Raw genomic sequence first — 18,887 nt, forward strand, 5'->3', positions numbered from 1 at the left:
GGGTGGCGGTGACGGCGGGCAGCGTCAGGGTGAGCAGGAGCAGAAGAAGACCGCGTCGGCGCGTGCGACACCTCCCTCCGGGGCGCCCGCCGCGGGGTGGTTCCGCGGAGGGGGAGGCCGATGGGAGGGAAGGGGAGGAAGCACAAGGGGAGGAAGAAGGGGAAGGGGAAAAGGGTGAGGGGGAAGGCATGCTGGTCTTGTACTCGCGCCTCATTCCCGTGAGGCGCCTGTGACCGGTGAAGCGCTGGACCTTCCCTCGGTCGGCCCAAGGACGGATCCTCGTCGGAGCACGACACGGCCCGGTGGGCCGTACGGACGGTCCACCGGGCCTTCGCGGGCATCGGGGCGGGGGCCTTCGTCTCCAGGGGCGCCGCGGTCCCGCTTCCGCCGGGGTCCTACTCGCCGGCGCCCTGGGCGGTCTGCCAGTCGGCGTACCGGACCCGGGCGATCTCGCTCACCTCGCCCACCGTCCCCCACTCGTCCTTGCCGAGCCGGCTGAGCGGGCGCATGCGGCCCACCTCGGGGTGACCGTCGTTCATGACCTCCTCGGAGACCACGGCGTGCACGACCCGGCCGAAGACCACGATGCCGTCGCCCAGCCGCACGGTGCTGTGCAGCTCGCACTCCAGCGCCACCGGCGAGGCCGCCACGCGCGGGGGCTTGACCCGCAGGCTGGGCTCGCGCGCCACCCCGACCGCGTCGAACTCGCTGACGCCCCGCGGGAAGTCGGTCCCGGTCAGGTTGATCTGCTCGAAGAGGTGCTCCGGCGCCAGGTTGACGACGAACTCCCCGGTCTCCTCGATGTTGCGCAGCGAGTCCTTGCGCCCCACGGAGGTGAACTGCACCACGGGCGGAGCCACGGAGGAGATGGTGAAGAAGGAGTGGGGTGCCAGGTTGTCGGTGCCGTCCGCAGAAGTGCTGGAGACCCAGGCGATGGGACGGGGCACCACGGTCGCCGTGAGCAGCCGGTAGAAGCTGTGGCGGTCGGTGCGGGCGGGATCGAAGTCGATACGCATGCTGCACAGTATCCACAGCGGTCGCGATCGCCCCAGGGCGGACCAGGGTCGGACCAGCGGGGTCGGACCAGCGGGGTCGGACCAGGTCGGACCAGGTCGACCACCGGGATCGGTCGGGCCGCGGTCGGACCGGCCGAGCTCGCTCGGTCCGGGGGCGGCGCGCGCCGGTCTCGCCCGCACCCTGGGCGTGATCGCCCTGTTGATCCACACTGGTGCTCAGGGGCAGCACGAGGGAGGCGCGGCGTGCGGGAGTCGGTCGGTCGAGGGGATCGCCGGAGGCGCTGGCTCGCCGACCGGTGGCTGCGCGGTGGGGCCGCGCTCCTGGCGGGGGCGCTGCCCGCGCTGGCGTTCCCCGAACCGTCGCTGTGGTGGCCGGCCTACGGCGCGCTGGTGCCGTGGCTGCTCCTGGTGCGCGTGGCCGAGACGGGGCGGCGGGCGGCGCTGGACGGCTGGCTGGGCGGCGCCGGCTTCATGCTCGCCATGCACCACTGGCTGCTGCCGAGCCTCCATGTCTTCCTCTTCGTCCTGGCCGCGCTGCTGGGGTTGCTGTGGGCGCCCTGGGGCTGGCTGGTGCGCCGGCTGCTGGGCGGCGTACCGGGGCCGGGCCGGGTGGCGGCGGCGCTGGTGCTGGTGCCGTCCGGCTGGCTGCTGGTGGAGCTCGTGCGGTCCTGGGAGTACCTGGGCGGGCCCTGGGGGCTGCTCGGCGCCAGCCAGTGGCAGGTGGCCCCCGCGCTGCGGGTGGCCTCCGTCGGCGGGGTGTGGCTGCTGAGCCTGCTGATCGTGGCGGTGAACACGGCGCTGGCCGCGCTGATCGCCGTCCCCGCGCCGCGCACCGCCGCCGTGGCCGTCACCGGTGTCGCGGTGTGCGGGGCGACGGTGGGCTCGGTGTGGCTCTGGGCGCCGGTGCCCGAGCGCGCCGGGACGATGCGGGTGGCGGTGGTGCAGCCGGGGGTGAACCCGCCGTACCAGCAGCGCTTCGACCGCGGCGCCGAGCTGACCCGGGGGCTGGCCGGGCGTGATCTGGACCTGGTCGTCTGGGGCGAGAGCAGCGTCGGCCACGATCTGGTGACCCGGCCCGACCTCCAGCGGCGGCTGGCCGGTCTCTCCCGTGAGGTGGGGGCTGAGCTGCTGGTGAACGTGGACGCGCGCCGTTCCGACCGGCCCGGGATCTTCAAGAGCTCGGTGCTGGTGGGGCCGGCCGGGGCGACCGGCCAGCGCTACGACAAGATGCGCCTGGTGCCGTTCGGCGAGTACGTCCCGTTCCGCTCGCTCCTCGGCTGGGCCACCTCGGTGGGCAAGGCGGCGAACGAGGACCGCCGGCGCGGCGAGGCGCCGACGGTGATGACGCTCCCCGGCGGGCTGCGGCTGGGGCCGCTGGTCTGCTTCGAGTCGGCGTTCCCCGACATGAGCCGGCGACTGGCGCGGGACGGCGCCCAACTGCTCATCGCGCAGTCGGCGACCTCCACCTTCCAGGACAGCTGGGCGCCCGAGCAGCACGCCTCACTCGCCGCGCTGCGCTCCGCCGAGACCTGGCGGCCGATGGTGCACGCCACGCTCACCGGCCAGAGCGCGGTGTTCGGGCCGCGCGGCGAACCGGTCGGCGAGCGGTTGGGCACCGACCGCAGCGCGGCCGCCGTCTACACCGTCCCGCTCGCCCGTGGCTCCAGCCCCTATCTCCGGTTCGGCGACTGGCCGGTGCACGGGGCGCTCATCGCCGTGGGCGTGTTCTGCGCGGCGGAGGGGGCACGGGCCCTCCGGCGGCGCCCCCGCCCCTAGGCGGTTTCGTTTGGATCACCGAGCGGACCAGAGGAAGATGCCCGCGATGTGGAGTCCGGCCAGGTAGATGACCGCTGTCTTCTCGTAGCGGGTGGCGATCCCTCGCCACTGCTTCAGGCGGTTGATGCACCGCTCGACGGTATTGCGCTGCTTGTACGCGTCACGGTCGAAAGCGGGTGGCCTCCCACCGTGTCTGCCGCGACGCAGCCGGTGGCCGCGCTGATCCGCCCGGGTGGGGATCACTGCCCGGATGCCGCGCTGGCGTAGATGCTCGCGGATCGCACGTGAGGAGTACGCCTTGTCGGCCAGGACGACGTCCGGCCTGGTGCGAGGTCGTCCACGTCGGCGGGGAACGCGCAGACGGGCCATGACCTCGCCGAAGGCGGGTGCATCGCCGGCCTGGCCGGCCGTGAGGACGAAGGCCAGGGGCCGGCAGTCGCCGTCGGCCGCGAGGTGGATCTTCGTGGTCAGCCCGCCGCGGGACCGGCCGATGGCGTGGTCGGCCGGTTCTCCAGCCGGGGCCCCCTTTTGCGGGCCCCGGCAGCGTGCTGGTGTGCTCGCACGATCGTGGAGTCCACAGAGACGGCCCAGTTCAGGTCCTCGTCCGCGTCGGCCTGGGCTATGAGAGCGGTGAACACTCGCTCCCAGGTGCCGTCGACGGCCCACATACGCAGCCGGTTGTAGACGCCTCGCCAGTTGCCGTACTTCTCCGGAAGGTGCACCCACTGGGTTCCGGTCTGGAACTTGAAGGCGATCGCGTCGATCACCTCCCGATGGTCCCGCCACCGACCACCGCGCCTCGGCGTCCGGTCCGGGAGCAACGGCTCGATCCGCGCCCACTGCGCGTCAGTCAACGGCACACCCAGACCAACGACCGGCTGATCCAAACGAAACTGCCTAGCCCGCGCCCCGTACGCGCACCTCTGCCGCGCCGTCCCTCCGCCCGGTACGCGTACCTCTGCCGCGCCGTCCCTCGACCGCGTCCCGTACGCGTCAGCCGTGCCGGGCTGCCGTTCCTAGACCGCGCGGTCCAGGGCGTCGCGGATGATCCGCTCGCACAGCTCGTGGGTGAGCAGCGCGTCGCCGGCGTCCAGGACCTTGCCCGCGCGGACGGCGTCGAGGAAGCTCAGGACGATCTGCTCGACGCCGCGCTGACGGGCGACCGACACCCAGTCGCCGCGGCGGCGCACGGTCGGCTGACCCTTGTGGTCGATGACCTCGGCGAGGTTGAGGACCTGCCGCTTGGTGTCCTTCCCGGCGACCTCCAGGATCTCCTCGTTGGAACCGCTCATCCGGTTCATCGTGCCCAGCGCGGTGAAGCCGTCGCCGGACAGCTGGAGCACGACGTGGTGCATCAGCCCGTCGCGGACGCGGGCGCGCACGTCGATGTGGTCGACGGGGCCGGGGACGAGGAAGCGCAGCGTGTCGACGACGTGGATGAAGTCGTCGAGGACCAGGGTGCGCGGGTCCTCGGGCAGGCCGACCCGGTTCTTCTGCATGAGGATCAGATCGCGCGGGTGCTCCTGGCACTGGGCGTAGCCGGGGGCGAAGCGCCGGTTGAAGCCGACCATGAGGCTCACCCCGCGCTCGCGCGCCGAGCGCACCAGCCGCTCGCTCTCCGCGAGCTCGTAGGCGAGCGGCTTGTCGACGTACGTCGCCACCCCGGCCTCGATCAGCCGGGACACGATCTGGGCGTGGGCGGCGGTCGGGGCGTGGACGAAGGCCGCGTCGAGGCCGGCCGCGATCAGCGTGTCGAGGTCGGTGTGGCGGTGGGCCTCGGGGATGCGGTAGGTGTCGCCGACCCGGTGCAGGGTCTGTGGGCTACGGGTCGTCAGGTGCGGCTCCAGCCCGGGCCGGGCAGCCAGCACCGGCAGGTACGCCTTCTGCGCGATGTCGCCCAGTCCGATGATGCCGACCTTCACGACGGTCTCCTCCGGTGTTGCGTGTCCGCGCGGATCGACCGGCGCGGGTGGGTGTCAGCGGGGTGTGCCGGTGCGGCGCGCCACTCGCGTCGCCGGCGTCCCCGCAGGATACGTGGGGCCGGGCGGAGTCCAGTCGGCGATCCCGTCCAGACCGCGCAGCGCCACGGCCGGGCCCAGCCGCCCGGCCAGGGCGACGGCGGCGGCGCGCAGGGCGACCGCGGGTGCGGCCGTGAGCATCGCCAGCCGGCCGACCCGGGCGGAGCGGCGCACCACGTCCATGGTGCGCGGGAGCCGATCGCGGGTGTAGGCGGGCAGCGCCGCGGACGGCGGCGCCGCTCCGTCGCCGAGGTGGTGGGCGAGGACGACGGCGTCTTCGACGGCCTGGTTGCCGCCTTGGCCGAGGTTGGGCGTCATGGGGTGGGCGGCGTCGCCGAGCAGCGCGGTGCGGCCCCGGTGGTAGGCGGGCAGCGGGGTGGTCATGGACCGTACGTCGTGCCGGAGCACCGCCTGGGGTTCGACCGCGGCGAGGATGTCGGGGATGGGCTGGTGCCAGCCGCCGAACAGCCGCAGCAGTTCGGCCCGCTCGTCGTCGTGGGCGCGGGCCCGGGGCGGGGCGACGGCCGCGGCGTAGGCGTAGACGCGGCCGTCCTTCAGCGGCTGGCTGCCCCACAGTCGGCCGCGGCCCCAGGTCTCGTGCGGCGCGAAGGGCCGGGCGGGGGCGGGGACCACCATCCGCCAGGTGGTGAATCCGGCGTAGACGGGGCCGGGGTGGTCGGGGAAGAGGGCCCGGCGCACCGCGGAGTTGATGCCGTCCGCGCCCACCACCAGCTCGGCCTCCAGCTCGCCGTCGGCAGTGGTCACACGGGCCGGTCGGTCCGCGGCCCCCGGGTCGGCCAGCTGAGCGGCGACCCCGGTGCGGACGGCCCCGTCGGGCAGCCGTGCGGCGAGCAGGCCGGCCAGCGTGGCGCGGTGCAGCAGCACCAGGGCCCCGCCGAACCGGGCGGTGGCCGCCGCGCTGTCGGTGCGGGAGAGCCAGCGGCCGCCGGGGGTGCGCACCCCTCCGGAGCCCTGCCAGGCGGCCAGCGCGCGGACCTCGTCGCCGACGCCGATGGTGTCCAGGGCGCGCTGGGCGTTGGCGGCGAGCGAGATGCCGGCACCGACCGGCTCCAGGGTGGCGGCGCGCTCCAGGACCGTGACCTGCCAGCCCTGGTGGTGCAGGGCCGCGGCCGCGGTGAGCCCTCCGATTCCGGCGCCGATGACGACGACACGGGGCGTACCCATGATCCCTCCCAAGGAAAGAAACTACAGGTGTAGTGACTGCGACGTTACTACAGCTGTAGTGCGGCCGATAGGTTGGGGCCATGAGCGCTGAACGAGACGCCGGCACGCACGGCGAAGCCGCCGGAGCGAAGCCCCGTACGCACGGCAAGGCCGCAGGAGCGGAGCCCCGTACGGACAGCGAAGCCGCCGGGGCGGAGCTCCGTACACATGGCGAGTCCCCCGGGGCGGAGCTCCGCACGCACCGCGAAGCCGCCGGGCCGGAAGCCCGTACGCACGGCGAGGCTTCTGGGACGGGGCCCCGTACGGACAGCAAGGCCGCGGGAGCGGAGCCCCGTACGCACGGCGAGGCTTCTGGGACGGGGCCCCGTACGCACCGCGAGGCCGCGGGAGCGGAGCCCCGTACGCACAGCGAGGCTTCTGGGACGGGGCCCCGTACGCACCGCGAGGCCGCGGGAGCGGAGCCCCGTACGCACCGCGAAGCCGCCGGGCCGGAAGCCCGTACATACGGCGAGGCCGCGGGAGCGGAGCCCCGCACGGACGGCGAGGCCCCCGGGGCGGAGCTCCGTACGCACCGCGAAGCCGCCGAGCCGGAAGCCCGTACGCACGGCGAAGCCGGGGTGGAATCCCGCCCCCACGACGGCCCCGCCGCGCCCCCGCCCGCCCCGGGGCGGACCGCATCCGCCGCCCGCGAGGACGGCGCGCGGGCCGGATCCGCCGGTGGCCGGGCCCGGGCGCAGGGCGGCTCCCGGGCCGACCTGATCGCCGACACCGCCATCGACCTGCTCGCCGCGACGGGGCTACGCGGCCTGACCCACCGCGCGGTGGACGAGGCGGCCGGCCTGCCACAGGGCTCCACCTCCAACCACGCACGCACCCGTGCCGCGCTGTTGGCCGCGGCGGTACGACGGCTGGCCGAGCGGGAGGCGCGGGTGCTGACCCCCGCCGAGTTGCCGGCACCGGACGGCGGCCTGCCCGCGGTCGTCGATGCGCTGGCGCTGGCGCTCCACCGCTATCTGACGGACCATCGGCATCTGCTGGTCGCCCGGTACGAGCTGGCGCTGGAGGCGACCCGCAGACCTGAACTGAGGGAGATCTACGACGCCTCCGGGCGCGCCTTTCGGGAGCCGCTTCTGGAGCTGATGGCGGCAGCTGGCTCCAGCGCCCCCGAGCGCCATGTGCTGTCCCTGGTCGCCTGGTGCGACGGCATCATGTTCTCCTGCTCGGCGGGCGCCTACCACGCCGAGACGCCCACTCTGCGAGAACTCAGGGACGGATTCGAGGAGTTGCTGCGCGGGATGCTGGGACGCTGACGAGCGGTCCGCGCTCGGCCAACTGCCGTGCGCGGCGCGATATTTCCTGGCGTCGAGGGCGCGCGCCCGAGCAAGATGACCGCCATGACGACTACCGAACGACAGGTGCCGCCGCTCCAGGCCGACGAGCGCACCATGTTGGAGAGTTGGCTCGACTTCCACCGGCTGACCCTCGCCACCAAGTGCGAGGGCCTCGACGAGGCTCAGCTACGCCAGACCTCCGCTCCGCCCTCCGAGCTGTCGTTGCTCGGCCTGGTCCGCCATATGACGGACGTCGAGCGGCACTGGTTCCGCCGGGTGCTCGACGGGCAGGACGCCAAGCCGCTCTACTGGAGCGACGCGGACCAGGACGGCGACTTCCATCTGACCGAGGCGGACACCGTCGAGGCGGGATTCGCCGCCTGGCGGGCCGAGATCGCCGCCGCCCGCACGGCGGCCGACGGGCGCAGCCTCAACGACATCGGGAAGGGGCGGTGGCGTGACCAGGAGTGCAGCCTGCGCTGGATCTACGTCCACATGATCGAGGAGTACGCGCGCCACAACGGCCACGCGGACCTGCTGCGCGAGCGCATCGACGGCTCCACCGGAGCCTGACCGCACCCCGGGCGTCATCCGGCCACCGTCGTCGCGGGGCCGTCATCGCTTGGCCGCCGCCACGGGGCCGTCGCCACGGGGCCGCCGCCACGGGGCCGTCATCGCGGGGCCGTCATCGCGGCAGAACCCCGCGACGGACCCCACGACGGGCCCCGCGACGGCGGGCCCCCCGCACTCAGCCCTGCGGCGGGGCGGCCTCTCCCCCGGCCTGGCGCCGGGAGGCGCCGCCGGTCGCCTCGCCCAGCCGCAGCGCCAGCCGCTCGATGGCGGACCGGACCCCCTCGCTGTACGGGTCTTCGCCCAGCGCGTCGGAGGCTTGGCGGGCCATCGCCAACTGGCTGCGAGCCGCCTCCTCCTGGCCGAGCTTCACATAGTCCGCGGCGAGGTTGAGGTGGAGCGAGGGGTAGAAGGCCCGCACGGCCGGGGCCCCGGGGTGGCGCCGCGTCCGCTCGTCGGTGAGCGCGTCGGCGGCCGCCAGCGCCAGCAGGTCCCACATCAGCTCGTCGGCGGGGTCGTCCTGGGTATCGGCCATGTAGTGGGCGAGGGTGCAGCGGTGGAGCGGGTCGCCGTCCTCCCCGATCTCCTCCCACAGCAGGGCGAACCGGTTGCGCGCCTCCTCCCGGTCGCCGCCCCGGTGCAGCATGATCACCTGCCCGATCCGGGTCATCATGGCGTCGTCCGCCGCCTGGCCCCGCGCTTCGTCCATCACCGATCTCCCACCTGATCTCTCCCCGTCCGCCGCCCGGCGGTCGCACCGGCGCCGCCCGTGGTGCCGACACAGCCAGTCAGAGCGTCCCGGCCCCGTCCCGCGCGGCGCAGCGCCGCGCGGGGCCGGCGATGTCCCCCGGACGGCGGTCGGGGGCATCGCCGGGGTGGCTCAGGCGCCGATGTTCGGAATCCGCCAGTCGATGGGCTCGTGGCCCTGGGTCGCGATCGCGGCGTTGATCTGGGTGAAGGGGCGGGAGCCGAAGAACTTCTTGGCCGACAGCGGCGAGGGGTGCGCGCCCTTGACCACCACGTGCCGCTCCTCGTCGATCAACGGCAGCTTCTTCTGGGCGTAGTTGCCCCACAGCACGAAGACGGCCGGGTCGGGGCGGGAGGCCACCGCGCGGATCACCGCGTCGGTGAACTTCTCCCAGCCCTTGCCCTTGTGGGAGTTGGCCTCGCCGCCCCGGACCGTCAGCACCGCGTTGAGCAGCAGCACGCCCTGCACCGCCCACGGCATGAGGTAGCCGTTGTCGGGGACGGGGTGGCCGAGCTCCTCGTGCATCTCCTTGTAGATGTTGCGCAGCGAGGGCGGGGTCTTGACGCCCGGCCGCACCGAGAAGCACAGCCCGTGCCCCTGCCCCTCGCCGTGGTACGGGTCCTGCCCGAGGATGAGCACCTTGACCTGGTCGTACGGGGTGGCCTCCAGCGCGGCGAAGACCTGGTCCCGCGGCGGGTAGACCGGGCCCTTGGCACGCTCCTCCTCGACGAAGTCGGTCAGCTCCTTGAAGTAGGGCTTGTCCAGCTCCTCGCCGAGGACGGCCTGCCAGGACTCGGGCAGCGTGTAGGTCACTTGGGTGTTCCTCCGGTACGTACGGCTGTGATGGCTATGAACGTACCGGGGACCACTGACAGCGCACCCGGGAGGGGGCTCAGCCGGTGCCGGCGTTGAGGAAGATGCCCCCGTCGACCACCAGCGTCTGACCGGTGATCCAGGCGGCCTGGTCGGAGGTGAGGAAGGCGGCGGCGCCGCCGATGTCCTCCGGCACCCCGAGCCGCCCCAGGGGGTAGGCCGCGGCCGCCTCCTCCTCCCGGCCCTCGTAGAGCGCCTGGGCGAACTTGGTCTTCACCACGGCCGGGGCGATGGCGTTGACCCGCACGCCGGGCGCGAACTCGTGCGCGAGCTGCACCGTCAGGTTGATCATCGCGGCCTTGCTGACCCCGTAGGCGCCGATGAAGGGTGAGGGGGAGAGTCCGGCCACGGAGGCTATGTTGACGATCGCCCCGCCGTGCTCGTGCTGCCACGCCTGCCAGGTCCGCTGGGCGAAGCCGAGCGCGGAGACCACGTTGGTCTCGAAGACCTTGCGGGCGACCGCCAGGTCGAGCTCGGCCAGCGGCCCGAACACCGGATTGGTGCCGGCGTTGTTGACCAGGAAGTCGACCCGCCCGAACGCCTCCATGGTGCGCTCCACGGCGACCGCCTGGTGGGCCTCGTCGTGCGCCTTGCCGGCCACGCCGATCACGCGGTCCGCGCCGAGCCGCTCCACCGCCTCCTTCAGCGCCTCCTCGTTGCGGCCGGTGATGCACACCCGGTCGCCACGGGCCACCAGGGCCTCGGCGACCCCGTATCCGATGCCGCGGCTGGCGCCCGTGACGAGCGCGACCTTCCCGCTGTCCGCGCGGGCCGTCCCGCCGTCCTGCTGTGCCATCTGGGTTCCCCTCGTCGCTGCTGCCGGGTGGATCGGGGTCAGTCGAGCGGGCCGCCGGCCACGTACAGCACCTGTCCGGAGACGAAGCCGGCCGCGTCCCCGGTGAAGAAGGCGATGGCGTTGGCGATGTCCTCGGGCCGGCCGACGCGCTGCACCGGGATCTGGCTGGCGGCCGCGGCCTGGAAGTCCTCGAAGCCCATGCCGACCCGGGCCGCGGTGGCGGCGGTCATGTCGGTGGCGATGAAGCCCGGGGCGACCGCGTTGGCCGTGATGCCGAACTTGCCCAGCTCGATGGCGAGGGTCTTGGTGAAGCCCTGGAGGCCGGCCTTGGCGGCGGAGTAGTTCGCCTGCCCCCGGTTGCCCAGCGCCGAGCTGCTGGAGAGGTTGACGATGCGGCCGAAGCCCGCGTCCACCATGTGCTTCTGGCAGGCCCGGGCCATCAGGAAGGCGCCGCGCAGATGGACGTTGATCACGGTGTCCCAGTCGCTGTCGGCCATCTTGAACAGCAGGTTGTCGCGGAGCACGCCCGCGTTGTTGACCAGCACGGTGGGCGCGCCGAGCGTCTCGGCCACCCGCCCGACCGCGGCCTCCACCTGGGCCGCGTCGGAGACGTCCGCGCCGACCGCGATGGCCTTGCCGCCCACCGCGGTCACCTTCTCGACGGTCTCGGCGCAGGCCGCCGGGTCGAGGTCGAGGACGGCGACGGCGCGGCCCTCCTGGGCCAGTCGTACGGCGGTGGCCGCGCCGATGCCGCGGGCACCGCCCGTCACGATGGCGACGCGCTGCTCGGTGGTGGACATGCGGGTTCTCCTCGCCTAGGTGTCGATCGCCTCGATGGCGGCTCACCGCCCGCGCCGTCCGGTGGGGGTGGCCGGCCGGCGCGCATGGGTGAGCAACCGCTTAGTCGCTTCAGCAGACGAGACGCTAGGACCCTCACCACGGCATGTCAACGCCCCACCGCCTGACACTCCCGACAGACCGGCAGGTCAGCGCAGCGGCAGGGGTGTCGCCCCGGCCGCCGGGGCACGGTCGGGGGCCCGATGCCGCCCGGCCGCCGAGGCACCGGGCGGAGGCCGTCCGAGCCGACGGGAGGCCGCCCGGGTCGCCGAGAGACCGCCCGGGTCACCGGAAGGCCGCCCGGGTCAGCGAGAGGCCGCGCCCGGGTCAGCGCACCAGCAGGTCCAGCAGCCGCTCGACCTCCGCCTCCGCGTCCGTGGTCAGCCCGGTGTGCACCGGCCCGGGCTGGACGATGGTGCTCCGCGGGGCCACCAGCCAGCGGAACCGCCGCCCGGCGTCGTCACCCGCCGCCTGCCCGGCGTGGACACCCCCACGGCACACGCCCTCGACGGCGTGCAGCGCGGCCCGGACCCCGGCCACGTCCACCGTGGGGTCCAGCGCCAGCAGCCTGGCCTCGTCCAGATGGGTCCGGGCGGCGACGAAGGCCGTCGCCCGGCAGTAGACGACGACGCCGGCGTTGATCTGTTCGCCGCGCTCGACCCGTGGGATCACGCGCAGCAGTGCGTACTCGAAGACGTCTCGTCCGTTGTACAGGCCGCTCACTTCACTGCCTTCCGGTGGGGCCAGGCGGTGAGCCACTCAGGCGCGCGCGAGGAGGTGTCCTGGGCGGGGATGCCGACGGTGATGCGGTCGCCGATGGTCGCGGCGCGCTCCAGCAGCACCTCGACGTATGCGCGGCGCACGGCGTCCGGGCCGTCGAAGCCCGGCTCGTCGGCCAGCCACTCGTCGGGGACGTCGGCGGCGACCTCGGTGAGCAGTTCCTCGGTGATCCGCGGGGCCAACTCCGCGGCCGCCGCCGCGACGTCGGGGGCGAACGGCGCCAGCGCGTGGTCGGAGGCGTCGTACGGCTTGGCGGCGGCGGCCTGCGCGCCGCGCCAGCTGTGGTGCCAGATCATGGTCGCGCCGTGGTCGATGAGCCACAGCTGGCCGTGCCAGACCAGCATGTTCGGGTTGCGCCAGGAGCGGTCGACGTTGTTGATGAGCGCGTCGAACCACACCACGCGCCCGGCCTCCTTCGACCCCACCACGAAGGCCAGCGGGTCGAAGCCGAGCGAACCGGGCAGGTAGTCCATGCCGAGGTTCAGCCCGCCGCTCGCCTTCAGCAGCTCCTGCACCTCCTGGTCCGGCTCGGCGAGACCGATCACCGGGTCCAACCGCATCCCGACCAGCTCCGGCACGCGCAGCCCCAGCCGGCGCCCGAGCTGCCCGCAGACGACCTCGGCGACCAGGGTCTTGCGCCCCTGCCCGGCGCCGATGAACTTCATGACGTAGGTCCCGAGATCGTCGGCCTCGACGATGCCGGGGAGCGAGCCACCCTCACGCAGCGGCGTGACATAGCGGGTTGCGGTGACTTTGGTCAACATTTCTCCAGGCTATACGCAAGGGATCCCTGGAAATCCACGGATGGGGTCCGTGCCGAACGGCCCGGGGAATCGCTTCCGCCTCAGCTCTTCCGCTCGGCGAGGGCGCGGGGGTTGTTCGGCTGCCGGACCTGGTCGCGATTCCAGGGGGTGTCTCCGGGCTCTTCCGCGCCGTAGGCCGTCGTCAGGCCACCCAGTGCGTGCGGCCCGCGGGCGTCGTGTGCGACGGGACGCCCTCCAGCGCTGCGGCGAGGCGTTCCGCGGCCTTGTCGTACACATGCGTGGGGAGGGTGTACGGGAGGCGCAGCCGGTGTTCGTGGGTGCCCGGGTCCACTCCGAATCGGGCCCCGCCCTCGATGCGGATCCCGTAGCCGAGGGCACGGTCGGCGAGGTCCGAGGCGCCTGGATGACCGAGGTCGACCCAGAGGGACAGGCCGCCCCGTGGGACGCTCCAGACCCATTCCGGCAGGTGGCGGTTGAGGGCGGCGGCAAGAGCGTCGCGTTGGGTCCGCAGGCGCTCTCTCCGCCGAGGGAGCACGTCGTCCAAGCGGTCCAGCAGCGCAAGGGCCACGAGTTGGTCGAGCACCGAACCGGCCATGTCCACCGTCATCCGCAGGGCGGCGAGTTCGGTGGCGAGCTGAGAGGTGGTCCGCACCCAGCCGACCCGCAGGCCGCCCCAACAGCTCTTGCTCAGGGAGCCGATGGTGATGACCTGACCGCCCTGGCTGGGGTGGGCGAGTGAGGCGAAGGGAGCCGGAGGTGGGACGTCGAGGGCGATGTCGGCGATGGTCTCGTCGATCACCAGCCAGGTGTCGGTGTGGCGCGCTGCGCGCAGGACGTCCACGCGCTGTTCGTCCGGCATGAGGTTGCCGGTGGGATTGTGGAAGTCGGGGATCAGATAGGCCAGGCGCGGTGTCGTCTGGCGCAACGTCGATTCGATGAGGTCGGTGTCCCAGCCGGTCTCCGTCACGGGCACCGAGGCGATCCGCAGCCGCGCCCTGCGGAGGGCGTCCAGGCCGTTGGTGTACGAGGGGTTCTCGGCCATGACCCGGTCACCGGGCCGGCCCAGCAGGGCGAGTACGAGGGCGAGCGCGTGCTGCGCACCGGAGGTGATCAGGATCTGGTCGGGCAGCGTGGGCAGGCCCCGGCGGGTGAAGCGGTCGGCGACCGCGGCGCGCAGGTCGGGCAGACCGTACGGGTGGTAGCCGGGCGCGACCGTGTGGCGGGGCAGTTGCGCGGCAGCCTGTGTGAGCGCTTCGGCGACCGCCCCTTCGGGGGCCGCGGGGGAGGCGAGCCCGAGGTCGATGGTGGCCTGCTCGTCGGACGGGAGTGAGGCGATGCTGGTGGGGCGCTGCCCGTCCGGGAGCGAGGTCCAGGTGCCGGCCCCCCGGCGGCTGTGCGCGTAGCCGCTCTCCCGCAGCAGGTCGTACGCGGCCGTCACGGTGGCCCGGCTGACGCCGAGCGCTGACGCGAGTTCACGCTCCGCCGGCAGCCGCATGTGCAGGGCGATCCGGCCGTTCAGTACCAGGGAGCGCACCGCTCGGGCCAGTTCGCGGTAGCCGAGTCGGGTGTCGGGCAGGCCGGTGATCAACGCGGCGAGCTGTCGACCGCTCAGAGTGCGGTCCACGGTGTGGACTGGGCGCCCACCTGCCATACCAATCCCTCCCCATTGGCCCTGCTTACCTGGCCAATGAGCCTACAGACTCCGGGTTGGAGGCAATTGGCCCGGGAAGCACCCCGGAGACCGAGAGACGGAGGGTGACCGACATGTCTCGATACATCACCGATCGCGAGGAGCGCGAGATTCAACGACGCCACGAGGAGCGCGTCGTCGACCCCGTGCCCGCAGGTGTCCGGCTCCGGGAGCTGTTCGCGGCCGCGGGACGGCACATCCACGGCCGACATCCGGAGAGGAGACGGCACCTTGCGGCGCGACGGAGTAGGAGGCAGGTGTGACGACGGAGCGCGGACGCGTCGTGGTGGGAGTCAGTGGCTCACTGGCCAGCCTCGCAGCTCTGCGGCGCGGCGTGCTGGAGGCCCGTCGTGATGGCAGGACGCTTGTGGCGGTGGTGGCCTGGGAGCCGCCGGAGGGCGAGATCCTGTACGCGAAGCAGCCCGACCCTTCGTGGGCCAGGATGTGGGAGGACGAGGCCCGGCAGCGGCTGGGCCTGGCCTTCGACGAGGCGCTCGGCGGGGTCCCGGCGGACCTCCGAGTCGTACAACGCGTGGTCAGAGGAAAGCCCGAGTCAGCCCTGCGCACGATCGCACACCGCCCGAACGACCTGCTGGTCGTCGGCGTGTCGCGAGGCGTCGGGCTCCGGGCGTGGATCCACCGGAGCCCGGTGCGTCGGCTCGTCCAGGCCAAGGCGGACTGCCCCGTGCTGACCGTCCCCGGGCCACATCTGCTGCCGAGCGAAGCCCGGACCCTCCGCCGCGTGGAGTACCCGGAGTTCACGTCACAGGCCGCCGGTCGGGATCAAGCAGCGGCATGAGCTGTCCGGATCGCCGCCGAGCCGGGGGCGGAGCAGTGCGGTCCCCATGCCGGGACGCGATCCAGCCCTCGCTCCTCACCCGTGCCGGGTGCGGCGCACCCGCTTGACGCACCGCCTCCGGTTCAGCCCTCCGTGACCACCGGATACGGGACGAATGTGCCGCTGTTCTCGTCGATCTTCAGGGGGCGTCCGAGGGGCGGTGCGGCGCGTTGGGGGCAGTCGAGGCGTTCGCAGACGCGGCAGCCCATGCCGAGGGGAGTGGAGGCGGAGGGGCTGTCGAGGGACCCAGCCCGGCGCGGCCAGGGCCGGGACGCTCAGAAGCAGGGCCGCCGGCACACCACGCACCGACTTGGCGCCCCAGCCGCAGGATGAGCCCGCCGGCGACGAGCACCACAGCCAGCTCGCGGCGAGCTCGGAGTAGAGGCGGCCGGCACACGGGAGCACAGGCACGCGGAAGCACAGGCACGCGGAAGCCCGCGAACGCGGCCGCGCGGGAGCAGCGAAGCACGAGTGCACGACCGGAGCACGGGATTGCGCCGGATCGCACAAACGGTGGCGACGGCTGAGCACCCCTCCACCGGCGTGCGTATGGCTGGCTGAAAACGTCCCGGAACACCTGGATCACCCGGGCATCTCGGCCAGGAAGGCAGCAGACCATGACTGACTCCCCCAGGATCGGACGGATCACCACCCGCCGCGCCGTGGTCACCGCGGTGAGCGCGGCCGGGCTGGCCGCCGCGCTCACCGCCTGCGGCGACGACGGCGAGTCGGACAGCGGCTCCTACGGCGGCGGCACGGACGCGACCCGGCAGACCGGCGGCGAACAGCCCGCCGCGAGCGGCGGCTCGGCCGGCGGCGGCGGCTCGGCCGGCGGCGGCGGCTCGGCCGGCGGCGGCGGCTCGGCCGGCGGCGGCGCCGAGCTGGCCAGGACGGGCGACATCCCCGAGGGTGGCGGGATGATCTTCAAGGACGAGAAGGTCGTGGTCACCCAGCCCACGGCGGGCGAGTTCAAGGCGTTCTCCGCGGTCTGCACCCATCAGGGGTGCACCGTCGGCGATGTCTCCGGCGGAACGATCAACTGCCTCTGCCACAAGAGCAGTTTCGACATCGCGGACGGCAGCGTGAAGGGCGGCCCGGCGCCGCGACCGTTGCCGGAGGCGCGGATCACCGTGAAGGGCGAGAGCATCACCCTGGCGTGATCATCACCTTGACGTGATCATCGTCTTGGCGTGAATCACGCGGTCCCGTCGGCGTCCGGCCGCCGCCGCCAACAGGCGCTGATCCGCGCCGCCGTGGTGACGGTGGCCACCAGCGCCAGCGTGTGTCGGACCATCGCCGGGGCGTAGTCGACCGGCACCCCGGCGATGGCGTCCCGCGGGACGACGGCGGTGTAGCCGAGGTTGACGGCGTCGAAGACGGTGTTGGGGATCGCGACGTTGGCCGACACCCCGGCGACGACCACGGTGCGACAGCCGAGGTTGCGCAGCAACGCGTCCACCTCGGTGCCGGCCAGCGGCGACAGCCCGTGCAGCCGGCGCACCACGAGATCGGCGTCGGCGACCCGCAGCGGCGGGGCGACCTCGACCGCCGCCGTGTCGATGAGCTGCTGGACCGGCAGCCGGGCGGCGGCGCGGAACAGCCGGGCGTTGCGACTGGCGCCGCGGCCGTCGGGGCGCCGTTCGGCCACCGCGTGCACCACCTGGACCCCCGCCCGGTGCGCCGCCGCGACCAGGTGGGCGACCCGGTCCAGCACCCCGGAGTCGCGGGCCGCGGCGGCGAGTTCGGGCAACGCGCCGTCCGGGCCGACGACGCCACGCTGGCACTCCACGGTGAGCAGCGCGCAGCTCTCCGGGGCGAGCAACGCGGCGAGCGGTTCCGGTGCGGCGGGATCCATACGGCCTCCCCTGCGACGTCCCGGCGCGGAGGCTAGCCGCCGTTGCGCCCACCCGGAAGAGCGGAGACGATAGATATCTGATAGACCGTCAGATGTTGGGCGTGGCCCGCCCGGGGTCGGCGTCCGGCGGCCGGCGAGCGGGAGGTGTCGGGAGCGTGACCACGACCCAGCGGCGGGGTCGCCGCGCCATGATGACGCCCCAGGAGATCGACGCCTTCCTCGGCGGACAGCGCACCTGTCGGGTGGCGACCTCCGGTCCCGACGGGCGGCCGCACCTCTCGCCCCTGTGGTTCGCCTGGGACGGCACCGCGCTGTGGCTCTACTCCCTCGTGCGCAGCCGCCGCTGGGCCGACCTGCGTCGCGACCCGCGCGTCGCCGTGCTCGTCGACGACGGCGAGGAGTACGGGGAGCTGCGCGGGGCCGAGCTCAGCGGCCTCGCGCGACGGGTGGGAGAGGCCCCCCGGGTCGGCGCGCCCTGCCTGGAGCTCGACACCCCCGAGCGGCTGTTCGCCCAGAAGTACCTCGGCGGCGACACCATGCCACACGACGGCCGCCACGCCTGGCTGCGACTGACCCCCGACGCCATCGCCTCCTGGGACTTCCGCAAGCTCCCGCGCCGTGTACGGCCGTGACCCGCCGCCGGACCCGATCCGCTCTCCCCGCGCCGCTCCGCCGGCCGAGATCCGGTCCGCCGACCTCGCACCGATCCACCGAGACTCCGAGCCGATCCGCCGACCTCGCACCGATCCGCCGGGGCCCCGAGCCGGTCCGCCGGCCCGATACCGGTCCGCTGTCCCCGAGCCGATCCGCCGGGGCCCCGAGCCGCCTCCCTTATCCCCCGATCCGCTCCCCCGTCGCCCGCAGCACGTCCACCGCGGCCCGGATCGAGGGGCGGCGGTCGGCGTCCGCCCGCCAGATCGCGTAGATGTGGCGGCGCATGGTCTGGTGGCGCACCGGCACCACCCGCACGCCCTCGGGGACCGGGCCGCGGCCCAGTCGGGGCGCTACGGCGACGCCGAGTCCGGCGGCGATCAGCGCCATCTGCGTGGGGTGTTCCTCGGCGGTGTGGCTGATGCGCGGCTCGATGCCCTTGCCGCGCAGGGTGAACATCAGCCAGTCGTAACAGAACCCGTTCGGCCACGAGATCCAGTCGTCCTGGGCGAACTCCTCCAGATCGACCTCGGGCCGGTCGGCCAGCGGATGGTCCGCGGGCATGGCCACGTCCGCGGGGTCGTCCAACAGTGCCGCCTTGACCAGGCCACCGGGCATGGGCAGCGGCTTGTTGTACCAGTCCAGGACGACCGCGACGTCGATGTCGCCGCGCACCACGGCGGTCACGGCGGCGTCGGGCTCCATCTCCTGCAGCCGGACCCGCAGCTGGGGATGGTCGGCGCGCACCGTCTTCAGCGTCTCCGGCAGCAGGCCGCGGGCCGCCGTGGGGAAGGCGCCGAGGATCAGCTCGCCGACCGCCTGGCCGCGCTGCGCCTCCAGATCCGACTGGGCGAGCTCGACCTGGGAGAGAATGCGCGCGGCATGGTCGGCGAGCAGCCGCCCGGCGTCGGTGAGCCGCACCCCTCTGCCGTTCTTGGCGAGAAGCTGCTGGCCGGTCTCCCGCTCCAGCTTGGACAGCTGCTGGGATACGGCGGAGGTGGTCACGTGGAGCCCCTCGGCCGCACCGCTCACGGAGCCGTGGCGGGCCACGGCGTGGAGGGTCCGTAGGCGATCCAGGTTCATCATGTAAGAAATGCTACGCGATAACTGGTATCAATTCTCGCTTGTTCTAAGACATTCCAACCGCCAGGGTAGACGT

General features: G+C 73.4%; 19 protein-coding genes and 1 pseudogene. 6 read left to right on the forward strand and 14 right to left on the reverse strand.

The window, feature by feature from the left end; genetic code table 11:
- Positions 1–395 precede the first annotated feature (395 nt).
- Positions 396–1,016: a flavin reductase family protein gene (locus LRS74_RS03810; protein WP_277739644.1), complete on the reverse strand. Its 621-nt coding sequence runs from the start codon at positions 1,014–1,016 to the stop codon at positions 396–398.
- Between the two features lie 243 nt (positions 1,017–1,259).
- On the opposite strand from LRS74_RS03810, the gene lnt reads away from it, so the two are divergent.
- The gene (gene lnt / locus LRS74_RS03815) at positions 1,260–2,792 is read left to right on the forward strand and encodes an apolipoprotein N-acyltransferase (RefSeq protein WP_277739645.1); all 1,533 of its coding nucleotides are present in this window, start codon (positions 1,260–1,262) and stop codon (positions 2,790–2,792) included.
- Positions 2,793–2,807: 15 nt separating this feature from the next.
- On the opposite strand, the gene LRS74_RS03820 is transcribed toward lnt, so the two are convergent.
- From LRS74_RS03820 to LRS74_RS03830, 3 genes are all read right to left on the reverse strand, one after another.
- A protein-coding gene (locus tag LRS74_RS03820) for an IS5 family transposase (protein ID WP_277738995.1) occupies positions 2,808–3,679 on the reverse strand; the annotation gives its coding sequence in 2 pieces (ribosomal slippage) (positions 2,808–3,319 and positions 3,319–3,679; 873 coding nt in all).
- Positions 3,680–3,808: 129 nt separating this feature from the next.
- Positions 3,809–4,714, reverse strand: a complete 906-nt coding sequence (locus tag LRS74_RS03825) for a Gfo/Idh/MocA family oxidoreductase (protein WP_277739646.1) — start codon at positions 4,712–4,714, stop codon at positions 3,809–3,811.
- Between the two features lie 54 nt (positions 4,715–4,768).
- Positions 4,769–5,995 (reverse strand): FAD-dependent monooxygenase, encoded by a 1,227-nt coding sequence (locus LRS74_RS03830; RefSeq protein WP_277739647.1) that lies wholly within the window; start codon positions 5,993–5,995, stop codon positions 4,769–4,771.
- A 755-nt stretch (positions 5,996–6,750) separates the two neighbouring features.
- Here LRS74_RS03830 and LRS74_RS03835 point away from each other — a divergent pair.
- Together LRS74_RS03835 and LRS74_RS03840 are read left to right on the forward strand one after the other, a co-directional pair.
- Positions 6,751–7,305, forward strand: a complete 555-nt coding sequence (locus LRS74_RS03835; RefSeq protein WP_144385849.1) for a TetR/AcrR family transcriptional regulator — start codon at positions 6,751–6,753, stop codon at positions 7,303–7,305.
- Between the two features lie 84 nt (positions 7,306–7,389).
- Positions 7,390–7,899 carry a DinB family protein gene (locus LRS74_RS03840; RefSeq protein ID WP_277739648.1) on the forward strand — a complete coding sequence of 170 codons (510 nt, stop codon included), beginning with the start codon at positions 7,390–7,392 and terminating at the stop codon, positions 7,897–7,899.
- 175 nt (positions 7,900–8,074) lie between these two features.
- Here LRS74_RS03840 and LRS74_RS03845 read toward each other — a convergent pair whose 3' ends face one another.
- The 7 genes from LRS74_RS03845 to LRS74_RS03875 all read right to left on the reverse strand — a co-directional run bounded on the left by LRS74_RS03845 (position 8,075) and on the right by LRS74_RS03875 (position 14,318).
- A complete protein-coding gene (locus tag LRS74_RS03845; RefSeq protein WP_277739649.1) occupies positions 8,075–8,605 on the reverse strand; it encodes a hypothetical protein in 531 nt (176 codons plus the stop codon).
- A gap of 171 nt (positions 8,606–8,776) precedes the next feature.
- The gene (locus LRS74_RS03850) at positions 8,777–9,457 is read right to left on the reverse strand and encodes a uracil-DNA glycosylase (RefSeq protein ID WP_144385805.1); all 681 of its coding nucleotides are present in this window, start codon (positions 9,455–9,457) and stop codon (positions 8,777–8,779) included.
- A 79-nt stretch (positions 9,458–9,536) separates the two neighbouring features.
- A complete protein-coding gene (locus tag LRS74_RS03855) occupies positions 9,537–10,313 on the reverse strand; it encodes an SDR family oxidoreductase (RefSeq protein ID WP_277739650.1) in 777 nt (258 codons plus the stop codon).
- Between the two features lie 38 nt (positions 10,314–10,351).
- On the reverse strand, positions 10,352–11,113 hold the full coding sequence (gene fabG, locus LRS74_RS03860; RefSeq protein WP_277739651.1) for a 3-oxoacyl-ACP reductase FabG: 762 nt from the start codon (positions 11,111–11,113) through the stop codon (positions 10,352–10,354).
- 364 nt (positions 11,114–11,477) lie between these two features.
- On the reverse strand, positions 11,478–11,873 hold the full coding sequence (locus tag LRS74_RS03865; protein ID WP_277739652.1) for a DUF3037 domain-containing protein: 396 nt from the start codon (positions 11,871–11,873) through the stop codon (positions 11,478–11,480).
- Entirely contained in the window at positions 11,870–12,694 is an 825-nt protein-coding gene (locus LRS74_RS03870) for a HipA family kinase (protein ID WP_277739653.1), read from the reverse strand. Before LRS74_RS03870 ends, LRS74_RS03865 begins: the two co-directional genes overlap by 4 nt.
- A gap of 181 nt (positions 12,695–12,875) precedes the next feature.
- The gene (locus tag LRS74_RS03875; RefSeq protein WP_347178092.1) at positions 12,876–14,318 is read right to left on the reverse strand and encodes a PLP-dependent aminotransferase family protein; all 1,443 of its coding nucleotides are present in this window, start codon (positions 14,316–14,318) and stop codon (positions 12,876–12,878) included.
- 325 nt (positions 14,319–14,643) lie between these two features.
- Between LRS74_RS03875 and LRS74_RS03880 the strand changes: the two genes are divergently transcribed.
- A complete protein-coding gene (locus tag LRS74_RS03880) occupies positions 14,644–15,183 on the forward strand; it encodes a universal stress protein (protein WP_277739655.1) in 540 nt (179 codons plus the stop codon).
- 122 nt (positions 15,184–15,305) lie between these two features.
- On the opposite strand, the pseudogene LRS74_RS03885 reads toward LRS74_RS03880, so the two are convergent.
- Positions 15,306–15,464, reverse strand: a pseudogene (locus LRS74_RS03885) (short-chain fatty acyl-CoA regulator family protein); the annotation flags it as partial.
- 375 nt (positions 15,465–15,839) lie between these two features.
- On the opposite strand from LRS74_RS03885, the gene LRS74_RS03890 reads away from it, so the two are divergent.
- Positions 15,840–16,382: a Rieske (2Fe-2S) protein gene (locus LRS74_RS03890; protein WP_277739656.1), complete on the forward strand. Its 543-nt coding sequence runs from the start codon at positions 15,840–15,842 to the stop codon at positions 16,380–16,382.
- A 35-nt stretch (positions 16,383–16,417) separates the two neighbouring features.
- On the opposite strand, the gene LRS74_RS03895 is transcribed toward LRS74_RS03890, so the two are convergent.
- Positions 16,418–17,077, reverse strand: a complete 660-nt coding sequence (locus LRS74_RS03895; protein ID WP_277739657.1) for a cysteine hydrolase — start codon at positions 17,075–17,077, stop codon at positions 16,418–16,420.
- A 155-nt stretch (positions 17,078–17,232) separates the two neighbouring features.
- Here LRS74_RS03895 and LRS74_RS03900 point away from each other — a divergent pair, with 155 nt between their 5' ends.
- Positions 17,233–17,709 carry a pyridoxamine 5'-phosphate oxidase family protein gene (locus LRS74_RS03900; protein WP_277739658.1) on the forward strand — a complete coding sequence of 159 codons (477 nt, stop codon included), beginning with the start codon at positions 17,233–17,235 and terminating at the stop codon, positions 17,707–17,709.
- Between the two features lie 199 nt (positions 17,710–17,908).
- On the opposite strand, the gene LRS74_RS03905 is transcribed toward LRS74_RS03900, so the two are convergent.
- Complete coding sequence (locus tag LRS74_RS03905; RefSeq protein ID WP_277739659.1) at positions 17,909–18,814, reverse strand: LysR family transcriptional regulator; 906 nt, start codon at positions 18,812–18,814, stop codon at positions 17,909–17,911.
- Positions 18,815–18,887: the final 73 nt, after the last annotated feature.

This window comes from Streptomyces sp. LX-29, assembly GCF_029541745.1.
Taxonomy (GTDB): domain Bacteria; phylum Actinomycetota; class Actinomycetes; order Streptomycetales; family Streptomycetaceae; genus Streptomyces.

Bases quoted from the DNA above. Each gene is read 5' to 3' on its own strand.
- LRS74_RS03855 (WP_277739650.1), bottom strand. From the start codon at position 10,313: ATGGCACAGCAGGACGGCGGGACGGCCCGCGCGGACAGCGGGAAGGTC.
- LRS74_RS03810 (WP_277739644.1), bottom strand. From the start codon at position 1,016: ATGCGTATCGACTTCGATCCCGCCCGCACCGACCGCCACAGCTTCTAC.
- fabG (WP_277739651.1), bottom strand. From the start codon at position 11,113: ATGTCCACCACCGAGCAGCGCGTCGCCATCGTGACGGGCGGTGCCCGC.
- LRS74_RS03905 (WP_277739659.1), bottom strand. From the start codon at position 18,814: ATGATGAACCTGGATCGCCTACGGACCCTCCACGCCGTGGCCCGCCAC.
- LRS74_RS03830 (WP_277739647.1), bottom strand. From the start codon at position 5,995: ATGGGTACGCCCCGTGTCGTCGTCATCGGCGCCGGAATCGGAGGGCTC.
- LRS74_RS03890 (WP_277739656.1), top strand. From the start codon at position 15,840: ATGACTGACTCCCCCAGGATCGGACGGATCACCACCCGCCGCGCCGTG.
- LRS74_RS03870 (WP_277739653.1), bottom strand. From the start codon at position 12,694: ATGTTGACCAAAGTCACCGCAACCCGCTATGTCACGCCGCTGCGTGAG.
- LRS74_RS03845 (WP_277739649.1), bottom strand. From the start codon at position 8,605: ATGGACGAAGCGCGGGGCCAGGCGGCGGACGACGCCATGATGACCCGG.
- LRS74_RS03895 (WP_277739657.1), bottom strand. From the start codon at position 17,077: ATGGATCCCGCCGCACCGGAACCGCTCGCCGCGTTGCTCGCCCCGGAG.
- LRS74_RS03840 (WP_277739648.1), top strand. From the start codon at position 7,390: ATGACGACTACCGAACGACAGGTGCCGCCGCTCCAGGCCGACGAGCGC.